Raw genomic sequence first — 18,469 nt, forward strand, 5'->3', positions numbered from 1 at the left:
CTGAGTCCAGTGGAATACCGAACTCAGGCCCTTATAACCGCTTAGTATAAACCGTCCAACATTATGGGGTCAGTTCACATCGTCCGGTTTTTTACATCAATAACGTGAGCGTTACTCGACGGTCAGAATGCGCGTGGTGTTGGTTGAACCCACGGTGCTCATTACGTCGCCCTGGGTGACAATCACCAGGTCACCGGACATCAGGTAGCCTTTATCACGCAGCAGGTTTACCGCATCGTGGGCTGCCGCAACGCCGTCGCAGGCGCTGTCGAAGAACACTGGCGTGACGCCACGATAAAGCGCGGTCAGGTTCAGCGTACGTTCATGGCGAGACATGGCGAAAATCGGCAGACCGGAGGTAATGCGTGAGGTCATCAGCGCGGTACGGCCGGATTCGGTCATGGTGATGATGGCGGTAATCCCTTTCAGGTGGTTGGCCGCGTACATTGCCGACATGGCGATCGCTTCTTCGACGTTGTCGAACTGTACATCAAGACGGTGTTTAGACACGTTGATGCTTGGGATCTTTTCTGCGCCCAGGCACACGCGCGCCATGGCCGCAACGGTTTCGGATGGATACTGGCCAGCCGCGGTTTCCGCAGACAGCATCACCGCATCGGTACCATCCAGTACGGCGTTCGCCACGTCCATGACTTCCGCACGGGTCGGCATCGGGTTGGTGATCATCGATTCCATCATCTGGGTTGCGGTAATGACCGCACGGTTCAGCTGACGCGCGCGACGAATCAGCGCTTTCTGAATACCGACCAGCTCCGGGTCGCCAATTTCGACACCGAGGTCGCCGCGGGCAACCATCACCACGTCGGAGGCGAGAATGATATCGTCCATCGCATCCTGGCTGCAGACGGCTTCCGCACGTTCAACTTTGGAGACGATTTTCGCATCGCAACCGGCTTCGCGGGCCAGACGGCGAGCGTAGTTCAGATCTTCGCCGCAGCGCGGGAAGGAGACGGCCAGATAGTCGACGCCGATTTTGGCGGCGGTCAGAATGTCGGCCTTGTCTTTTTCGGTCAGCGCTTCAGCGGACAGGCCGCCGCCTAATTTGTTGATGCCTTTATTGTTGGACAGTGGTCCGCCGACGGTCACTTCGGTGAACACCTTCATGCCCTGAACTTCCAGCACTTTTAACTGCACGCGGCCATCATCCAGCAGTAGGATGTCGCCCGGAACGACGTCTGCAGGCAGGCCTTTATAGTCAATGCCTACTTTCTCTTTGTCGCCTTCACCTTTACCCAGGTTGGCGTCCAGCAGGAATTTGTCGCCAATATTCAGGAAAACTTTGCCTTCTTTGAAGGTCGATACGCGGATTTTTGGTCCTTGCAGATCGCCAAGGATAGCTACATGGCGCCCCAGTTTTGCTGCAATTTCGCGTACTTTGTCGGCACGTAACTGATGATCTTCTGGCGTACCGTGAGAGAAATTCATACGTACGACGTTAGCGCCGGCGGAAATTACCTTCTCGAGGTTATTATCGCGGTCGGTTGCTGGGCCTAACGTGGTGACGATCTTGGTTCTGCGAAGCCTTCTGGACATGTAATACTCCGTTGACTAATACAACTCAGGTGTTGCGTGAACAGGAATTCGGCAATATGCCAATAACGGGTTACCGAATGCTTAAATAGGTTACACTTTTTTTATCGCTTTTAGTGATTATCGCTGTGTGTCGATAGCTCTTTATCAAAGCGCGATTCCTTCAACGCTTCTTTGACTCGCTTCAAGTTATCCCTGAATTTCGCCCCGCGGCGCAAGGTAAAGCCGGTGGCCAGGACATCGATCACGGTCAACTGCGCCAAACGTGACACCATCGGCATGTAGATATCGGTATCTTCAGGGACGTCCAGCGTGATGGCGAGCGTGGCCTCGCGGGCCAGCGGCGTACCGGCGGAGGTGATGGCGATGACCATCGCGTCATTTTCCCTCGCCACCTGGGCGACCTCGACCAGGCTTTTCGTTCGCCCGGTATGGGAAATCAGCACCACGACGTCGTCGTCGCTGCAATTCATACAGCTCATTCGTTGCAAAACGATGTCATCGGAATAGATGACAGGGACGTTAAAGCGAAAAAATTTGTTCATGGCGTCGTGCGCCACGGCGGCAGAAGACCCCAGACCAAAGAAGGCGATTTTTTTTGCCTGGGTCAGCAGATCCACTGCGCGATTCACCGCCGACATATCGAGCGATTGCCGCACGTGAGCAAGGCTCGCCATCGCCGATTCGAATATTTTGGCCGTATAGGCTTCAACGCTGTCATCTTCGTCCACATTACGATTAACATACGGTGTACCGTTAGCCAGACTTTGGGCAAGATGCAGTTTAAAATCAGGAAAGCCTCGGGTTTCCAGACTGCGGCAGAAGCGGTTAACGGTCGGTTCACTGACCTCAGCTTCAAGAGCGAGTGCGGCAATGCTTGAATGAATTGCCTGTTCAGGGGCCGCCAGAATCACTTCTGCGACTTTTCGCTCGGATTTGCTAAGGTTTTCCAGTTGGGACTGGATTCTTTCCAGCATGTTCATCGTGACAAGGCGCTCATAGATTGAAACGATTCCATTAATGGGTGAAATCTGCAGGCGTTTTAGCAAGAATATACGCTTGAAGCGGGATGAAAAGTGAATAGGAACAGCAAAATATGTTGTTTTTTTTCATTACATGATCGGTGTCGTATTTTAACTGACACCTTTCGGGCGAAAGAACGAACAAAACTGGCCAATTGCCCTGACTATACGGCGATGATGGTTCCGAATTGTGCGATCGAAGGCGGTCAAAGCCGTTAAAGGGTTTCGGCAATTTCGTAAACACAGTACAGTGCACCGTAAGAAAATTACAACGATATCCGTCGTTTTCATGAAAACCTGAACGGCGACGGGTAGATAGCCTGGCATAGAACCGGGATTATAAACTGAGGAGAATGACATGGCGGTAACGCAAACGGCCCAGGCATGCGATCTGGTCATTTTCGGCGCGAAGGGAGACCTGGCCCGCCGAAAACTGCTGCCTTCCCTGTATCAACTGGAAAAAGCCGGCCAGATTAATCCGGACACCCGCATTATCGGCGTAGGCCGTGCAGACTGGGATAAAGCGGCATACACCAAAGTTGTCCGCGAAGCGCTTGAAACCTTCATGAAAGAGAAGATTGATGAAGGTTTGTGGAATACCCTCAGCGCACGTCTTGATTTCTGCAATCTTGATGTGAATGATGCGCCGGCGTTTTCGCGTCTTGGCGAGATGCTTGATCAAAAAAATCGCATCACCATTAACTATTTCGCGATGCCGCCTAGCACCTTTGGCGCCATCTGCCGCGGTCTGGGTGAAGCGAAGCTGAACGCCAAACCGGCGCGCGTCGTCATGGAAAAACCGCTGGGCACCTCGCTGGAAACCTCCCGCGAGATTAACGACCAGGTGGGTGAATACTTCGAAGAATGCCAGGTTTACCGTATCGACCACTATCTGGGTAAAGAAACGGTACTCAACCTGCTGGCGCTACGCTTTGCCAACTCCCTGTTTGTGAACAACTGGGATAACCGCACTATCGATCACGTGGAAATCACCGTGGCCGAAGAGGTCGGTATTGAAGGCCGTTGGGGGTACTTCGACCAGGCCGGTCAAATGCGCGACATGATCCAGAACCACCTGTTACAGGTTCTGTGCATGATTGCCATGGCGCCTCCTTCAGATTTAAGTGCTGACAGCATCCGCGATGAGAAAGTGAAAGTCCTGAAGTCTTTGCGTCGCATTGACCATACCAACGTGCGTGAAAAAACCGTTCGTGGACAATACACTGCTGGTTTTGCGCAAGGGCAGAAGGTGCCGGGCTACCTTGAAGAAGAGGGCGCGAACAAATCCAGCAACACCGAAACCTTCGTTTCCATTCGTGTGGACATTGATAACTGGCGCTGGTCGGGGGTGCCGTTCTACCTGCGCACCGGTAAACGTCTGCCGACCAAATGTTCAGAAGTGGTTGTGTACTTCAAAAACCCAGAGCTGAATCTGTTCAAAGAAACCTGGCCCGAGCTGCCGCAGAACAAGCTGACTATTCGTCTGCAGCCGGATGAAGGCGTGGATATTCAGATTCTTAACAAGGTTCCGGGTCTGGAGCACAAGCATAACCTGCAGGTGACCAAGCTGGATCTGAGCTACTCCGAGACCTTCAATCAGACGCATCTGGCCGATGCCTACGAACGTCTGCTGCTGGAAACCATGCGCGGCATCCAGGCGCTGTTCGTACGCCGCGATGAAGTGGAAGAAGCATGGAAGTGGGTCGATTCCATTACCGAAGCCTGGGCTAGCGATAAAGACGCGCCGAAACCATATCAGGCGGGAACCTGGGGGCCGGTGGCATCCGTCGCCATGATTACTCGCGATGGCCGTTCCTGGAACGAGTTTGAGTAAGGCCTGACGGTAATCCAGAAGTGTTATTTTACCGGTAACATGATCTAACACAGCAAGTAGTGCTATTTTTACGCATTTAAGCCCCGGGAGGATTCACCCCCGGGGCTTTTTTTATTACACTGCGAGTAGACCTTTGCCTCTGAGCTGCGCTATACGGGCATTTATTCATTCGTCAGACCTATGTAAACACCGTCGTGAGCCGCAGCCTGGACAGAAAAAATTTAAGGAGCCTTTATGAACTCTGCAATGTTACGGGTAACAAATCGCATTATTGAACGCTCTCGCGATACGCGCGCGGCTTATCTGGCACGTATCGAACAAGCCAAAACTGAAACGGTTCACCGCTCTCAGCTCGCTTGTGGCAACCTGGCGCACGGTTTTGCCGCCTGTCAGCCAGACGATAAAGCGTCGCTGAAAAGCATGTTGCGTAACAATATCGCGATCATCACCTCCTATAACGACATGCTTTCTGCCCACCAGCCTTACGAACACTACCCGGACGTGATCCGCAAAGCGCTGCACAGCGTGAATGCGGTGGGGCAGGTTGCAGGCGGCGTGCCAGCGATGTGCGACGGGGTGACGCAGGGTCAGGACGGGATGGAACTTTCGCTGCTGAGCCGCGAAGTGATTGCCATGTCCGCTGCGGTGGGTCTGTCTCATAACATGTTTGACGGCGCGCTGTACCTTGGCGTGTGCGACAAAATCGTCCCAGGGCTGGCGATGGCTGCGCTGTCATTCGGCCACTTGCCGTCTGTCTTCATTCCGTCAGGCCCCATGGCCAGCGGCCTGCCGAACAAAGAAAAAGTGCGCATTCGCCAGCTGTACGCGGAAGGGAAGGTTGACCGTAACGCGCTGCTCGAATCAGAAGCCGCGTCGTACCACGCGCCGGGCACCTGTACCTTCTACGGCACCGCCAACACCAACCAGATGGTGATTGAATTTATGGGGATGCAGCTGCCGGGTTCTTCCTTTGTTCACCCGGATGCGCCGCTGCGCGCCGAACTGACCGCCGCCGCGGCGCGTCAGGTGACCCGCATGACCGGCAACGGTAATGAATGGATGCCGCTGGGTAAAATGATTGACGAAAAAGTGGTGGTCAACGGTATCGTGGCGCTGTTAGCGACCGGCGGTTCGACTAACCACACCATGCACCTGGTGGCGATGGCGCGCGCGGCGGGCATTATTATTAACTGGGATGATTTCTCCGACTTGTCAGAAGTGGTACCGCTGATGGCGCGTCTGTATCCGAACGGCCCGGCCGATATTAACCACTTCCAGGCAGCGGGCGGCGTGCCGGTGCTGGTGCGCGAGCTGCTGAAAGGCGGGCTGCTGCACGAAGACGTGAACACCGTCGCCGGTTTTGGCCTGTCTCACTACACCATGGAACCGTGGCTGAACGAAGGCAAGCTGGACTGGCGTGAAGGCGCCACCGCGTCGCTGGATGACAACATCATTGCCACCTTCGATAAACCGTTCTCAAAACATGGCGGCACTAAAGTGCTGAGCGGCAACCTTGGCCGTGCGGTCATGAAAACCTCCGCGGTGCCGGTTGAAAACCAGGTGATTGAAGCGCCGGCGGTGGTTTTTGAAAGCCAGCATGATGTTCTGCCAGCCTTTGAAGCGGGCCTGTTGGACAAAGATTGCGTCGTGGTTGTGCGCCATCAAGGGCCAAAAGCGAACGGGATGCCAGAATTACATAAACTTATGCCGCCACTTGGTGTATTATTGGACCGCTGTTTCAAAATTGCGTTGGTCACTGATGGACGACTGTCCGGTGCATCCGGTAAAGTACCGTCAGCGATTCACGTAACGCCTGAAGCCTATGACGGTGGCCTGCTGGCAAAAGTACGCGATGGCGACATGATCCGCGTGAACGGCCAGACCGGCGAGCTAACGCTGCTGGTTGATGACGCTGAACTGGCCGCACGCCAACCGCATATTCCCGATCTGAGCGCTTCGCGCGTGGGGACAGGCCGTGAACTGTTTGGCGCATTACGGGAAAAACTGTCCGGTGCGGAACAGGGCGCAACCTGTATTACCTTTTAAGATGACACGTTTTGTAGATCTGGCGAGAGAATATTTCTGATGAAAAACTGGAAAACAACGGCTGAAGCAATCCTGACCACTGGCCCGGTAGTCCCGGTAATCGTGGTTAACAAGCTTGAGCACGCAGTACCGATGGCAAAAGCGCTGGTTGCCGGTGGCGTTCGCGTACTGGAAGTGACGCTGCGTACCGACTGCGCGATGGACGCTATCCGCGCCATTGCGAAAGAAGTTCCGGATGCTATCGTGGGCGCGGGTACCGTGACTAACGCACAGCAGCTGAAAGAAGTGACCGACGCTGGCGCGCAGTTTGCTATCAGCCCGGGCCTGACCGACGAACTGCTGAAAGCGGCTACCGCAGGCACTATCCCGCTGATCCCGGGTATTAGCTCTGTTTCTGAACTGATGCTGGGTATGCAGCACGGCCTGAAAGAGTTCAAATTCTTCCCGGCTGAAGCGAACGGTGGCGTGAAAGCGCTGCAGGCGATTGCAGGTCCGTTCTCTCACATCCGTTTCTGCCCGACTGGCGGTATCTCTCCGGCTAACTACCGTGACTACCTGGCGCTGAAAAGCGTGCTGTGTATCGGCGGTTCCTGGCTGGTTCCGGCAGACGCGCTGGAAGCTGGCGACTACGATCGCATCACCAAGCTGGCTCGCGAAGCGGTTGAAGGCGCGAAGCTGTAAGGTGTCTGCTGTACCCGGTCTGATGATCGGGTAAGCAAAAGAAGGGCGGGTATGCGTGAGCAGCCCGCCTTTTTTCTTATCCCTGAATAACGACGGCTGCCGCAGCGATTTTGGCGCGTTCAACGGCATCTTCAACGCTATCGCCGGTGGCCAGCGCTACCCCCATGCGGCGTGAACCGGCGATATCCGGCTTACCGAACAGCCGCAGTTGCACGCCCGCACCGAGCGCATTCTGCACGTTATCAAAGGTCACGTTGTTACTGGTCAGCGTTGGCAGCAGCACGGCAGAAGCGGAAGGGCCATACTGGCGAATGGCGCCAACTGGCAAGCCAAGGAAAGCACGCACATGCAGAGCGAACTCTGAAACGTCCTGCGAAATCAGCGTGACCATTCCGGTATCATGCGGACGCGGCGAAACTTCGCTAAACACCACATCGTCGCCACAGACAAACAGCTCAACGCCGAACAGGCCGTAGCCGCCGAGTGCCAGCACCACCTCGCGCGCGATTGCCTGCGCGCGCTCCAGCGCCAGCGCGCTCATCTGCTGCGGCTGCCAGGATTCACGGTAGTCGCCATCTTCCTGACGGTGGCCGACTGGCGCGCAAAAGTGCACGCCGTCTACGGCGTTAACAGTCAATAGGGTAATTTCAAAATCAAAATTGACGACCCCTTCGACGATTACGCGCCCGGCACCGGCGCGGCCGCCTTCCTGCGCGTACTGCCACGCCTGAGCGAGCTGGTCTTCACGGCGAATAAAGGTCTGGCCCTTGCCGGATGAGCTCATCACCGGTTTCACGATGCACGGTAAGCCGATGTCGGCAACCGCCTGGCGAAACTGGGCTTCGCTATCGGCGAAGTGATAGGCTGAGGTTGGCAGCTTGAGGAGTTCGGCCGCCAGGCGGCGAATGCCTTCGCGGTTCATGGTCAGTTGGGTGGCCCGTGCGCAGGGCACGACGTGCTGACCCGCCTGCTCCAGTTCAATCAGCATATCGGTGGCGATAGCTTCAATCTCCGGCACGATATAGTGCGGTTTTTCCTGCTCAACCAGCGCTTTCAGCGCCGCGCCATCGAGCATGTTAATTACATAAGAACGATGCGCGACGTGCATCGCCGGGGCGTCGGCGTAGCGGTCAACGGCAATGGTTTCGATACCCAATCGCTGGCATTCGATCGCCACTTCCTTGCCTAACTCGCCGGAACCCAGAAGCATTACGCGCGTCGCAGCCGGACGCAGAGCTGTGCCTAATAACGTCATTTTACCTATACCACCGTCTCACGAAAATTTGCCGCATTATAAACGAAAACGTTTGCGCGTGTCTCGTTGTTGGCAATCGGGCCGTGCTATCGCTGGATATTTGCGCATCTTTATGTGGAACAGACATATCCTGACATCAGCTCGCTTAGGCTGAGCATCTCACATATTTCTACTGGAGGTCGTATGTCAGGCTGGCTTAATCAACTGCAGTCTCTGCTGGGGCAAAAATCGGGTAGCGGTAAAAGCGACCTCAGCCAAATGCTGGTGCCCGGCGCATTAGGCGGCCTGGCCGGGCTACTATTGTCCAGTAAGTCGTCCCGAAAAATGCTGGCGAAGTACGGCACCGGTGCATTGCTGGTGGGAGGCGGCGCAGTCGCTGGCAGCGTGCTGTGGAACAAGTATAAAGATAAATTACGCGCAGACCCGCAAACCGCCAGCCAGTACGGTGAAGCGCCAGCGCCGCTGGATGTGCGTACCGAACGCTTGATTCTGGCGTTGGTCTTTGCGGCGAAGAGCGATGGACATATTGATGCCAAAGAACAGCAGGCCATTGAACAACAGCTGCGTGAAGCCGGCATTGAAGAGCAGGGGCGTGCGATGATTGCGCGGGCGATGGAACAACCTCTCGACCCTCAGCGTCTGGCAAGAGATGTGCATAATGAAGAAGAGGCGCTGGAACTGTACTTCATCAGCTGTGCGGCGATCGATATCGATCATTTTATGGAACGCAGCTATCTGAACGCGCTGGGCGAAGCGTTGAAACTGCCTCTGGAGGTCCGTGAGGGAATAGAACGCGATTTACAGCAGCAAAAACAGCAACTTTAATGCGTTTTATCACCGCTTTTGCTTGCATCATTGTTTAATTTGTCCACCCTTATAGGGTGTGACTAAAACAGAAGAATAACGAGATGCCGCCAAAAGCAAAACGGATCCCTCACGCCATGACCTTGCATGGCGATACGCGCATTGATAACTACTACTGGCTGCGCGATGACACGCGCGCCAGGCCCGCGGTTATCGACTATTTACAGCAGGAAAACGCCTATGGCCGCCAGGTGATGTCATCCCAGCAAAGCCTACAGGATCGCGTGCTGAAAGAGATTGTTGACCGAATCCCGCCGCGAGAGGTTTCCGCCCCTTACATTAAAAATGGCTATCGCTATCGCCAGGTCTTTGAGCCGGGGCGTGAATATGCCCTTTATCAACGCCAGGCGCTGGGAGAAGAGTCGTGGTCGCTGCTGATTGATGAAAACAAGCGCGCGGCACACAGCGAATTCTATACCCTGGGAGGGCTAAACGTTGCTCCCGACAATAATCTGCTGGCGGTAACCGAGGATTTCCTCTCGCGCCGCCAGTACGGCCTGCGGATTCGTCATCTGGAAAATGAGACCTGGTTACCGGAGGTGATTGAAAATGTTTCGCCGGGCGTGGTGTGGGCCAATGATTCTCGCTCGCTCTATTACGTACGCCAGCACCCGACGACGCTACTGCCGTGGCAGGTGTGGCGTCACCAGATAGGGGAACCCGTTACCCAGGACGAGCTTATCTATGAAGAGCAGGATGACACGTTCTACGTCAGCCTGCATAAGACATCGTCACGCCAGTTCGTGGTGATTGCCTTGTCCAGCGCGACAACCAGCGAAATGTTGCTGGTGGATGCCGATATCCCGGATGCGAAACCGCAGACATTTTTAGCTCGCCGTAAAGATCATGAATACAGTCTTGATCACTACCAGGGGCATTTCTATATTCGCTCAAACCGCGAAGGTAAAAACTTTGGCCTCTACCGGGGCGTAAACGGGGAAGAGGGCGAGTGGCAGACGATAATCGCCGCGCGCGATACGGTGATGCTGGAAGATTTCACGTTATTCCGTGACTGGCTGGTCGTGGAAGAGCGTCAGCGCGGATTAACCAGCCTGCGGCAGATTCACCGGCAAACTCATCAGGAGACGGCCATCGCCTTTGACGATCCGGCCTATGTCACCTGGATTGCCTATAACCCGGAACCGGAAACGGCCTGTTTGCGCTACGGCTACTCGTCGATGACCACGCCGGATACCTTGTTTGAGCTTGATATGGACAGCGGCGAGCGTCGCGTGCTCAAGCAGCAGGAAGTGAAAGGCTTCGACGCCAGTCGTTATCGCAGCGAACGCTTGTGGGTAACTGCGCGTGATGGCGCTGAGGTGCCGGTTTCGCTGGTCTATCGCCATGAGCATTTTCGTCGGGGTAAAAATCCGTTGCTGGTCTACGGCTATGGCTCTTACGGCGCCAGCATGGACGCCGATTTCAGCAGCAGTCGTCTGAGCCTGCTCGATCGCGGTTTCGTCTTTGCTATCGCTCACATTCGCGGTGGCGGCGAACTGGGGCAGCAGTGGTATGAAGACGGCAAATTCCTCAAAAAGCACAACACCTTTAACGACTATCTGGATGTCTGCGATGCGCTGCTGGAGAAGGGCTATGGCGCGCCGAATTTGTGCTATGGCATGGGCGGTAGCGCTGGCGGCATGCTGATGGGCACCGTTATCAACCAGCGACCCGAACTGTTCCACGGCGTAGTCGCGCAGGTACCGTTTGTGGATGTGCTGACCACGATGCTGGATGAGTCGATTCCGCTCACTACCGGCGAGTTCGAAGAGTGGGGCAATCCGCAGGATGAAACCTACTATCGCTATATGAAATCCTACAGCCCGTATGACAACGTACAGCCGCAGGTTTACCCGCACCTGTTGGTCACCAGCGGGTTGCATGACTCGCAGGTACAGTATTGGGAACCGGCAAAATGGGTGGCCAAACTACGCGAACTTAAGGTCGACGATAACCTGTTGCTACTGTGTACTGAGATGGATGCCGGGCACGGCGGTAAGTCCGGGCGCTATAAGAGCTATGAAGGGGTCGCGCTGGAGTATGCCTTCCTGATTGCCCTGGCGCAGGGAACCCTGCCAGGACAATCAGAGCGTTAGCTATTGGCCGAGGTAGTGCTTCAACGTTAAACGCAGTTCCGGGCTCATGCGGTCGAGGTTGTTAAACAGCCAGCGCAGGTAGCCCGGATCGTTTTTTGCCACTTCCGCCACTTCCTGTCCGCGGTATTTACCGAAGGTAAAGGTGCGCAACAGCGCGGGGCGCCCGGTGACGTCAACCATCTGTTCCGGCGTCCAGCCAGAGGTTTGTATGATATCGATCAGCAGCGCGGCGGTGATGTAGCAGTCATACAGCGCGCGGTGGTGATGTAGCCCCGGCGGTGTGGCTACGTTCAGCTTGCGGGATTTGTATAACGCCATATTGCTGTACTTAATTCCCGGCCACAGGCGACGCGCCAGTTTCATGGTGCAAATCCACTCGCCATCCATCTCCGGCAACACGCGGCGGTCAAAGCTGGCGTTATGGGCGACATACCAGGGGCTTCCCTGGTAGAACGGCACGACGTCTTCAATCCACGGTTTATCGGCGACCATTTCTTCGGTAATCCGGTGGATCGCCATCGCCTGCGCGCTGATGGGGCGGTCGGGTCGAACCAGGTGACTCATCGGGTTGACGATTTGCCCGTCAATAACATCGACGGAGGCAATCTCCACGACGCCTCCTTGCAGGTCACAGGTTTCGGTATCAATAACGCGCAGCATGGCGAACTCCCGGCCAAAAGGACTAGCGTAATGGAATGATCTCGCCTTGCCAACCCTGAGCGCTTTTTCTGCCGGTGAGCAGCAATTCTCCGCTGTCGGCACGAACGATCAGCTGGCCATTCTCATCCCACAGCGCGCTGCCTCCGGAAAAGGTTCCGCTGGCGTAATTCGACTTCAATACCGCGATAGCGTACTTATGCGCAAACCGCTGCAGACGTTGGGTGATACGCTGCTGCTGTGGTTCCGCCATGCAGCTGACGGTCGCCAGCAGCGAGGCCTGAGGGGAAAGCTCACAACCTTCGTGGTTTAGCTCAAAGACGCTGACCTGATCCGATTCTGGCGCCAGGCAAGTACCGTGCCCCTGCTGTTGCTTTATCGGCGCATCGGCATCGGGCGCGAAAATCACGATTCCCTTAATACGTTTTCCCGCGTTCTCCACTGGCAGCCCGGCAATGATGGTCATCCGGTGGCGCTGCGCAGCATCGCGCAGCGGTTGCAGCTGGCTATCACATGGCGGCGCGGGGAGCGTGTGCTCGTCGTTGGGGCCGGTTAGGGAGAGTTCAGGAAAGATGAGCACTTTACACGCCTGTTCGGCTGCGGCGTCAATAAAGCGCAAATGGTGGGTGATGTTATCTGCGATATCTCCCCTTCGGGGCGCATATTGCGCTGCAGCAATAGTCCATGTCAGCATCGTTGCGTCCTTCAACACGTTGTCAGCGAGTTTTATTCCGGACAATAGTAACAAGTCTGATGTAAGGAATTGTAACTAACAGTAATAATTATTTCTGTTTCGGCTCATACGGCAGACGGGAAAGGTTTACCGATGCTAAACGATGCGCAATGAGCCGCTCGCGAAACCAGTCGCGCAGGTGCGCTGGCTGTTCACGCTCGACGACTTCGGCTACAACCGGCATGTTATATCGCTCTTTGAAGGCAACGCCCGCCGCGGCAAGATCGACGTTAACTTTATCCATTTCCTGCTGAGGCAGGGCAGCCAGATTGGTTTGCATGGTTTTCTCCTTGGGAATACGCGCAAAAGTTACTAAGAGTCTCGCAAAATGGCAAGTCCGGAGGGCACTCATCTCGACGTGAACATTATACAGCGTTATTCTTTGACTTATATTGATAACAAAAGGGAATGATGGAAATGAAATTCACCGCGCCTCGCACGCTCTGCGCCACACTGCTTCTTCTGAGTGCCTTCGGCTCCTCGCCCGTATGGGCTCACGCTCACCTGCAACAACAAACACCTGCCGCCAATGCTGAAATCACGTCGACGCCGCAAACGCTGACGCTTAATTTTTCTGAAGGTATTGAGGCTAACTTTAGCGGCGTTAAGCTGATCGGCCCGGAGCAACAGGTTGTTGACACAGGCAAGGCGACGCGCAGCGAAAATGACAAAACGCAGCTGATTGTTCCGTTATCCCAAACGCTGACGCCTGGTCTGTATACCGTTGAGTGGCACGTGGTGTCGGTTGACGGGCACAAAACGAAAGGTCAGTACCAGTTTAGCGTGAAGTAACCATGCTAGCGGCACTCTATATTGGTCTGCGATTTATTCATTTTGCCTCGCTGATGGTGGCCTTCGGCTGCACGCTTTACGCGGGCTGGTGGGCGCCATCTGAACTACGCCGACTGTTGATACAGCGTTTTTCCCAGCTGTTGCGTAGCTCGTTAGGGCTGAGTGTGCTATCGGCTATGCTGATGCTGGTGGCGCAAGGTGGGTTAATGGGGGAGGGCTGGTCAGACACCTGGCGCCCGGAGGTCTGGCAGGCGGTACTGCATACGCAGTTTGGCAGCGTATGGCTGTGGGAAATCGTGCTGGCGTGGGTGGCGCTGGGTATAGCGTGTGTACAGCCACGGCAGATGATGCGGCGACTTTTGCTTCTGTGCGTCGCGCAGTTTATTCTGCTGGCTGGCGTTGGCCATGCGGCGATGTATGAAGGCGCAGTCGGGGTGGTGCAACGCATTAATCACGCCGCGCATCTACTTTGTGCTGCGGCGTGGGCCGGCGGGCTGGTCCCCTTTTTGTACTGTTTGCGGTTGGCAAAAGGCCGCTGGCGCAAGCTCGCCATTACGACGATGATGCGTTACTCCCGTTATGGACATCTTGCCGTGGCAGGTGCGGTAGCAACGGGGCTGGTCAATACCTGGATGATTCAGGGCGTTTTCACGGCCTCGACCCCGTACGGCGTTGCGCTGTGGGTGAAAGTGGGATTGGTCGCACTGATGATTATCATGGCGCTGTTTAACCGCTATTTACTGGTGCCGAAGATGACGGCGGCAAATGGATGGGCGCAGCGCGTCTTTTTACGTACCACGCAGGTGGAAATTGTTTTGGCGGCGCTGGTGCTGGCGTGCGTCAGCCTTTTCGCCACCTGGGAACCTTTTTAATTGAACTGGCGAATTATGAAAAAGATTATTCTCTCTTTGTTGTTGTTAACCACTGCCAGCAGCGCGCTGGCAGCGCGGGTCATTACCGTCAGCCGCTTTGAGGTGGGAAAAGAGAAGTGGGCATTTAATCGCGAAGAGGTCATGCTGACTTGCCGTGCGGATAATGCGCTGTATGTGATTAACCCGAGCACACTGGTGCAGTATCCGCTGAACGATGTGGCAGAGCAGCAGGTAAAGGCCGGTAAGACTCAGGCGCAGCCGTTGAGCGTAATTCAGATTGACGATCCGAATCAGCCTGGGGTGAAAATGAGCCTTGCGCCATTTATCGAGCGCGCAGAGAAACTTTGCTGATACATAGCAAATCTCTTTAATATTCAATAAAAAACCGCAACTATTCTCGCTGAATGGTTGCGGTTTTTTTTATGCTATGCCGTTTATTCGACGAAAATTTTCCACTCACCAGGCCTGTGGACTGGAAAAGCTGTCACGGTCATCTATTCTTATAAAGCAAGGCGACTTAGCCTGCATTAATGCCAACTTTTAGCGCACGGCTCTCTCCCAAGAGCCATTTCCCTGGACCGAATACAGGAATCGTATTCGGTCTCTTTTTATCTGTATCATTCTATTGGTTATTTACATCGGGGGTTTTCCCCACCCGATGAAAATCTCCTGCAATCTCCATATGCTCTCTAAACCATATCATACTCAGCACCACGCCCGTCCAGATCTTTTTGCGTTATTGTTAAATTTTTGTGTTCTGCCAGTCGGGGGGAAAATGTCATCATCACGTGCCTTTGTATAAGAGTCAGTTTGATAAGCTGCGAAAGTGCGATGAACGGTAGAAGATCAGGATAGGTAGATGTTCGCAGCCGTCGGTCCTTTCAGGCCGTTGATACGACAAAACTCAACGTGGACGCCAGGTATCAGGGATTCGGATTCACTGCTATACACTGCGGAGATATGGAGTAAAACGTCTTTTCGACCATCTGATGGGGTGATAAAACCTTTGCCGCTGAGGGCATCAAAACTTTTGACAATTCCTGTCATTTTACGAGACAAATAGATTCCTTTTAAAAAACTCGGGCAAACTATACGCTTAAAAAAACAAAAAGCGAATTTTATCGCCATATTTCAATAAAGACTGCTGGACGGCTAAAATAAAATTTGCTAATCATCGCGGAACATGCCATTAATGGTAATGGCAGTTTGCAATGCATTCAACGTAAAACATTCTACTGAGTCGTCCTCATCGTCTGGCGCTATCGCTGATATCTTCTCTCTTTGAATTCAACGTACAATATCTGCGTTTCAGGGAAATGATTTAAATACCCTGTTTGAAGGGCGCAATGTTGAGTTTGCCATTCAGCAAGGTCTGGCGTCAGAATTTTTCTGTGTCAGATATTTCCTGGTTCAAAGGGCTGACAGCCTACACATTTATTCAGAGCATCGCTGGTGTTTTATTGCATAAAGTTAAAATTTCAATGAATGCAATGTTGTTGAAACACAAAGTGAAGTCTCTCCCCTTAAGAGGTATATCTTATGAATTTAAATATTCATTTTCGGTGCCCATGTTGTCATGGCTCCCAATATCGAACATCAGTATTTGATGTTTCTGAGAAAAATCCATTTGGCGCAAAATGTATTTTTTGCAAAACCAATATGGTGTTTAATGAAACTGCAACCGTCAGGGGCAGGGATAGAGCACCGAGCGTTGCCGTCTAGTCTGATGTGCTAAAGAGTAAAAACAGCGGTTTTTGTGTGCTGAAGAAATCATAACAAAAAGTTGAATTTTCTTTGTCAAAAACATGTTTAAGCTTGACCTGTGTCTTTAATCACAGGAAGAAAAAATGAACAAAATAATGAGTCTGATGTTGCTGTCTACCGCGGTCTTCGCACCGGCTGCGTTTAGTGCGCCTGCAGGAACCCTTAGCGTTCATATTCTCAACCAGCAAACAGGAATCCCTTCAAAAGACGTTGATGTCACTCTGGAAAAACAACAGTCGACAGGTTGGGATATGCTTGCGCAAGGGAAAACAGATAGCGATGGCCGTATTAAGTCCTTGTACCCTGAAGACAAGGATATGCAGCCAGGGGTGTACAGGGTGACGTTCAAAACAGGCGATTATTTTAAGCGCGAAAAGCTATCCTCATTCTTCCCTGAGGTGCCGGTGTTGTTCACCGTGACGAAGACAAACGAAAAGCTTCATATTCCTCTCTTGCTAAGTCAGTACGGATACTCGACTTACAAAGGGAGTTGATACTCGTCACAGCACCATGCATCTTCGCCACTCAGCCAGCCTAACCGCTGGCTTTTTGTTTTCTATTATGGCGATGTGCAGTATGCAAATCCTGATAGGGTGCTCAGCCTATTTTTCGGCAGAGGAATTTGTCTTTAATGACCCCATCAAAAAAGCGTCCTTTTGACTTCACGCTGAGAAATGTTTCGTACGTTTTTGAGGTGACGCCGACATACTGGTAAATGCCTGAACTGAAGAACTCTATTTCCAGTGTTTTTTGCTTTGCATCATAACCAATTGATTTAATTCTTGATGATGAGACGTTCTGACGCTGCATTATGTTCTGATTACTCCCTTCATCTTTTGAGTTGCAGGTGGGCCAACTCGATTGAACCCTTATCTTAACGCTTACTGAAGATTCATCCGCAAAAATTTGATCGCAAAGAGGAATTTTCTTATCTCTCATATGCGCAGGGAAGGTGAGGGTAGCCAGGAATCTTACCCGATTTCTTTAAGTTCTGTTGCAAACATAACCGAGAGTCAAAGCATCACGCACCGTCGCACTGATAAAAAGAAAAATGGTTAAAATCATCGTGTTGTAAGTTTAATAACCCGCTAATAATACGAAAAGTTAGCATTAAAAAAATAATTTTGTAATGTGAATTAAATTCTCTATTTTTTTGCTGCAAAAAGGCGCATGCTTGCGGCGAGTTGAGCCACAGCCTGCCACCCCCGCCTCATAGCTCTGATACCAGCCGTTTGTAAATAAACGTCCGGGAAGTGAATTTGTCGAATGCAGCAGGGTCCAACATATACACAAACGCATAAAGATGAATGAACGGAATCGATTCTCCTTAAGTGTTACCCTTGCATTTCGTTGCTGGAAAGAATGATGTTTAAAAATTTTGATACCGCTTTACTTCACCCGCGCAACGGGCTGAAGTGGTTCGCTCTGGCCGCCTTGTGGCTGGTTGTACAGTTACCTTACCCCGTTTTACATCTCCTTGGCACGTCGCTGGGTAAAGCATCCCGACGCTTTCTAAAACGCCGGGAGCAGATTGCGGCACGTAATATTGAACTTTGTTTCCCGCATATGGATGCCGCGGACCGTGAGAAGCTGATCGAGCAAAACTTTATGTCTCTGGGCATGGGGCTGATTGAAACCGGGATGGCCTGGTTCTGGAGCGATGCCCGCGTCAAAAAATGGTTTGATGTGGAAGGGTACGCCAACCTGATGAACGCGTTGAAAGAGCAGCGCGGCGTTATGGTGGTTGGCGTTCACTTCATGTCTCTGGAGCTGGGTGGCCGTGCGATGGGGCTGTGTCGTCCGATGATGGCGACCTATCGTCCGCACAACGATCCGCTAATGGAATGGGTGCAGACTACCGGGCGTCTGCGTTCGAATAAAGCGATGATTGACCGTCGTAACTTGCGGGGTCTGGTGCAGGCGCTGAAGGCCGGTGAAGCGGTATGGTTCGCGCCCGATCAGGACTACGGTCCGAAAGGCAGCGTTTTTGCGCCGTTTTTCTCCGTCACCGAGGCGGCAACCACCAATGGAACAAACGTACTGTCACGTCTTTCCGGCGCGGCCATGCTGACGGTGACCATGGTGCGTAAACCTTGCCAGAAAGGTTATACCCTGCATATCAGCGAAGCGATGACAGACTATCCGAGTGGGGATGAGATCCCCGCTGCCAGCTATATGAATAAAATTATCGAGCGTGAGATTTTACGGGCACCGGAGCAATATCTGTGGGTGCATCGCCGCTTTAAAACCCGACCTCATGGTCAAGCATCATTGTACACTGTGGTGCCGCACGCTAAATAAA

The 18,469-nt window shown here is 53.2% G+C and carries 19 protein-coding genes; 11 read left to right on the forward strand and 8 right to left on the reverse strand.

Annotated features, from left to right (window positions below; all coding sequences use genetic code 11):
- Positions 1 to 111 precede the first annotated feature (111 nt).
- Complete coding sequence (gene pyk, locus GY169_RS09450) at positions 112 to 1,554, reverse strand: pyruvate kinase (protein WP_064544712.1); 1,443 nt, start codon at positions 1,552 to 1,554, stop codon at positions 112 to 114.
- A 110-nt stretch (positions 1,555 to 1,664) separates the two neighbouring features.
- Positions 1,665 to 2,534, reverse strand: a complete 870-nt coding sequence (locus tag GY169_RS09455; RefSeq protein ID WP_064544714.1) for a MurR/RpiR family transcriptional regulator — start codon at positions 2,532 to 2,534, stop codon at positions 1,665 to 1,667.
- A 397-nt stretch (positions 2,535 to 2,931) separates the two neighbouring features.
- Between GY169_RS09455 and zwf the strand changes: the two genes are divergently transcribed.
- The 3 genes from zwf (at position 2,932) to GY169_RS09470 (ending at position 7,134) form a co-directional block, all read left to right on the forward strand.
- The gene (zwf, locus tag GY169_RS09460) at positions 2,932 to 4,407 is read left to right on the forward strand and encodes a glucose-6-phosphate dehydrogenase (protein WP_064544716.1); all 1,476 of its coding nucleotides are present in this window, start codon (positions 2,932 to 2,934) and stop codon (positions 4,405 to 4,407) included.
- Between the two features lie 234 nt (positions 4,408 to 4,641).
- Entirely contained in the window at positions 4,642 to 6,453 is a 1,812-nt protein-coding gene (gene edd, locus GY169_RS09465; RefSeq protein WP_167575571.1) for a phosphogluconate dehydratase, read from the forward strand.
- A 39-nt stretch (positions 6,454 to 6,492) separates the two neighbouring features.
- Positions 6,493 to 7,134, forward strand: a complete 642-nt coding sequence (locus tag GY169_RS09470; protein WP_064544721.1) for a bifunctional 4-hydroxy-2-oxoglutarate aldolase/2-dehydro-3-deoxy-phosphogluconate aldolase — start codon at positions 6,493 to 6,495, stop codon at positions 7,132 to 7,134.
- 76 nt (positions 7,135 to 7,210) lie between these two features.
- On the opposite strand, the gene purT is transcribed toward GY169_RS09470, so the two are convergent.
- A complete protein-coding gene (purT, locus tag GY169_RS09475) occupies positions 7,211 to 8,389 on the reverse strand; it encodes a formate-dependent phosphoribosylglycinamide formyltransferase (RefSeq protein WP_167575572.1) in 1,179 nt (392 codons plus the stop codon).
- 183 nt (positions 8,390 to 8,572) lie between these two features.
- Between purT and GY169_RS09480 the strand changes: the two genes are divergently transcribed.
- Both GY169_RS09480 and ptrB read left to right on the forward strand, forming a co-directional pair.
- The gene (locus GY169_RS09480) at positions 8,573 to 9,214 is read left to right on the forward strand and encodes a tellurite resistance TerB family protein (protein WP_167575573.1); all 642 of its coding nucleotides are present in this window, start codon (positions 8,573 to 8,575) and stop codon (positions 9,212 to 9,214) included.
- 83 nt (positions 9,215 to 9,297) lie between these two features.
- Entirely contained in the window at positions 9,298 to 11,349 is a 2,052-nt protein-coding gene (gene ptrB / locus GY169_RS09485; protein WP_167575574.1) for an oligopeptidase B, read from the forward strand.
- Here ptrB and exoX read toward each other — a convergent pair whose 3' ends face one another.
- From exoX to GY169_RS09500, 3 genes are all read right to left on the reverse strand, one after another.
- Entirely contained in the window at positions 11,350 to 12,009 is a 660-nt protein-coding gene (exoX, locus tag GY169_RS09490; protein WP_163447983.1) for an exodeoxyribonuclease X, read from the reverse strand.
- A gap of 22 nt (positions 12,010 to 12,031) precedes the next feature.
- The gene (locus tag GY169_RS09495) at positions 12,032 to 12,700 is read right to left on the reverse strand and encodes a carbon-nitrogen hydrolase family protein (protein WP_167575575.1); all 669 of its coding nucleotides are present in this window, start codon (positions 12,698 to 12,700) and stop codon (positions 12,032 to 12,034) included.
- A gap of 88 nt (positions 12,701 to 12,788) precedes the next feature.
- Positions 12,789 to 13,019: a DNA polymerase III subunit theta gene (locus GY169_RS09500; RefSeq protein ID WP_064544733.1), complete on the reverse strand. Its 231-nt coding sequence runs from the start codon at positions 13,017 to 13,019 to the stop codon at positions 12,789 to 12,791.
- Between the two features lie 137 nt (positions 13,020 to 13,156).
- Between GY169_RS09500 and yobA the strand changes: the two genes are divergently transcribed.
- From yobA to GY169_RS09515, 3 genes are read left to right on the forward strand one after another with little or no spacing between them, the layout of a single operon-like run.
- Positions 13,157 to 13,531 carry a CopC domain-containing protein YobA gene (gene yobA / locus GY169_RS09505; protein WP_167575576.1) on the forward strand — a complete coding sequence of 125 codons (375 nt, stop codon included), beginning with the start codon at positions 13,157 to 13,159 and terminating at the stop codon, positions 13,529 to 13,531.
- Positions 13,532 to 13,533: 2 nt separating this feature from the next.
- Positions 13,534 to 14,403, forward strand: a complete 870-nt coding sequence (gene copD, locus GY169_RS09510; RefSeq protein ID WP_167575577.1) for a copper homeostasis membrane protein CopD — start codon at positions 13,534 to 13,536, stop codon at positions 14,401 to 14,403.
- A gap of 12 nt (positions 14,404 to 14,415) precedes the next feature.
- A complete protein-coding gene (locus GY169_RS09515) occupies positions 14,416 to 14,754 on the forward strand; it encodes a YebY family protein (protein WP_167577271.1) in 339 nt (112 codons plus the stop codon).
- A 495-nt stretch (positions 14,755 to 15,249) separates the two neighbouring features.
- On the opposite strand, the gene cspF is transcribed toward GY169_RS09515, so the two are convergent.
- A complete protein-coding gene (gene cspF / locus GY169_RS09520; protein ID WP_167575578.1) occupies positions 15,250 to 15,462 on the reverse strand; it encodes a cold shock-like protein CspF in 213 nt (70 codons plus the stop codon).
- Between the two features lie 480 nt (positions 15,463 to 15,942).
- Here cspF and GY169_RS23420 point away from each other — a divergent pair, with 480 nt between their 5' ends.
- Both GY169_RS23420 and uraH read left to right on the forward strand, forming a co-directional pair.
- Entirely contained in the window at positions 15,943 to 16,125 is a 183-nt protein-coding gene (locus tag GY169_RS23420; RefSeq protein ID WP_167575579.1) for a cold-shock protein, read from the forward strand.
- A 125-nt stretch (positions 16,126 to 16,250) separates the two neighbouring features.
- Complete coding sequence (gene uraH / locus GY169_RS09530) at positions 16,251 to 16,661, forward strand: hydroxyisourate hydrolase (protein WP_167575580.1); 411 nt, start codon at positions 16,251 to 16,253, stop codon at positions 16,659 to 16,661.
- A gap of 103 nt (positions 16,662 to 16,764) precedes the next feature.
- Here uraH and GY169_RS09535 read toward each other — a convergent pair whose 3' ends face one another.
- Complete coding sequence (locus GY169_RS09535) at positions 16,765 to 16,977, reverse strand: KTSC domain-containing protein (protein WP_167575581.1); 213 nt, start codon at positions 16,975 to 16,977, stop codon at positions 16,765 to 16,767.
- Positions 16,978 to 17,532: 555 nt separating this feature from the next.
- Here GY169_RS09535 and lpxP point away from each other — a divergent pair.
- On the forward strand, positions 17,533 to 18,468 hold the full coding sequence (gene lpxP, locus GY169_RS09540) for a kdo(2)-lipid IV(A) palmitoleoyltransferase (protein WP_167577272.1): 936 nt from the start codon (positions 17,533 to 17,535) through the stop codon (positions 18,466 to 18,468).
- Position 18,469: the final 1 nt, after the last annotated feature.

Source organism: Kluyvera genomosp. 3, from assembly GCF_011765685.1.
GTDB classification, from domain to species: Bacteria; Pseudomonadota; Gammaproteobacteria; order Enterobacterales; family Enterobacteriaceae; genus Kluyvera; species Kluyvera georgiana_A.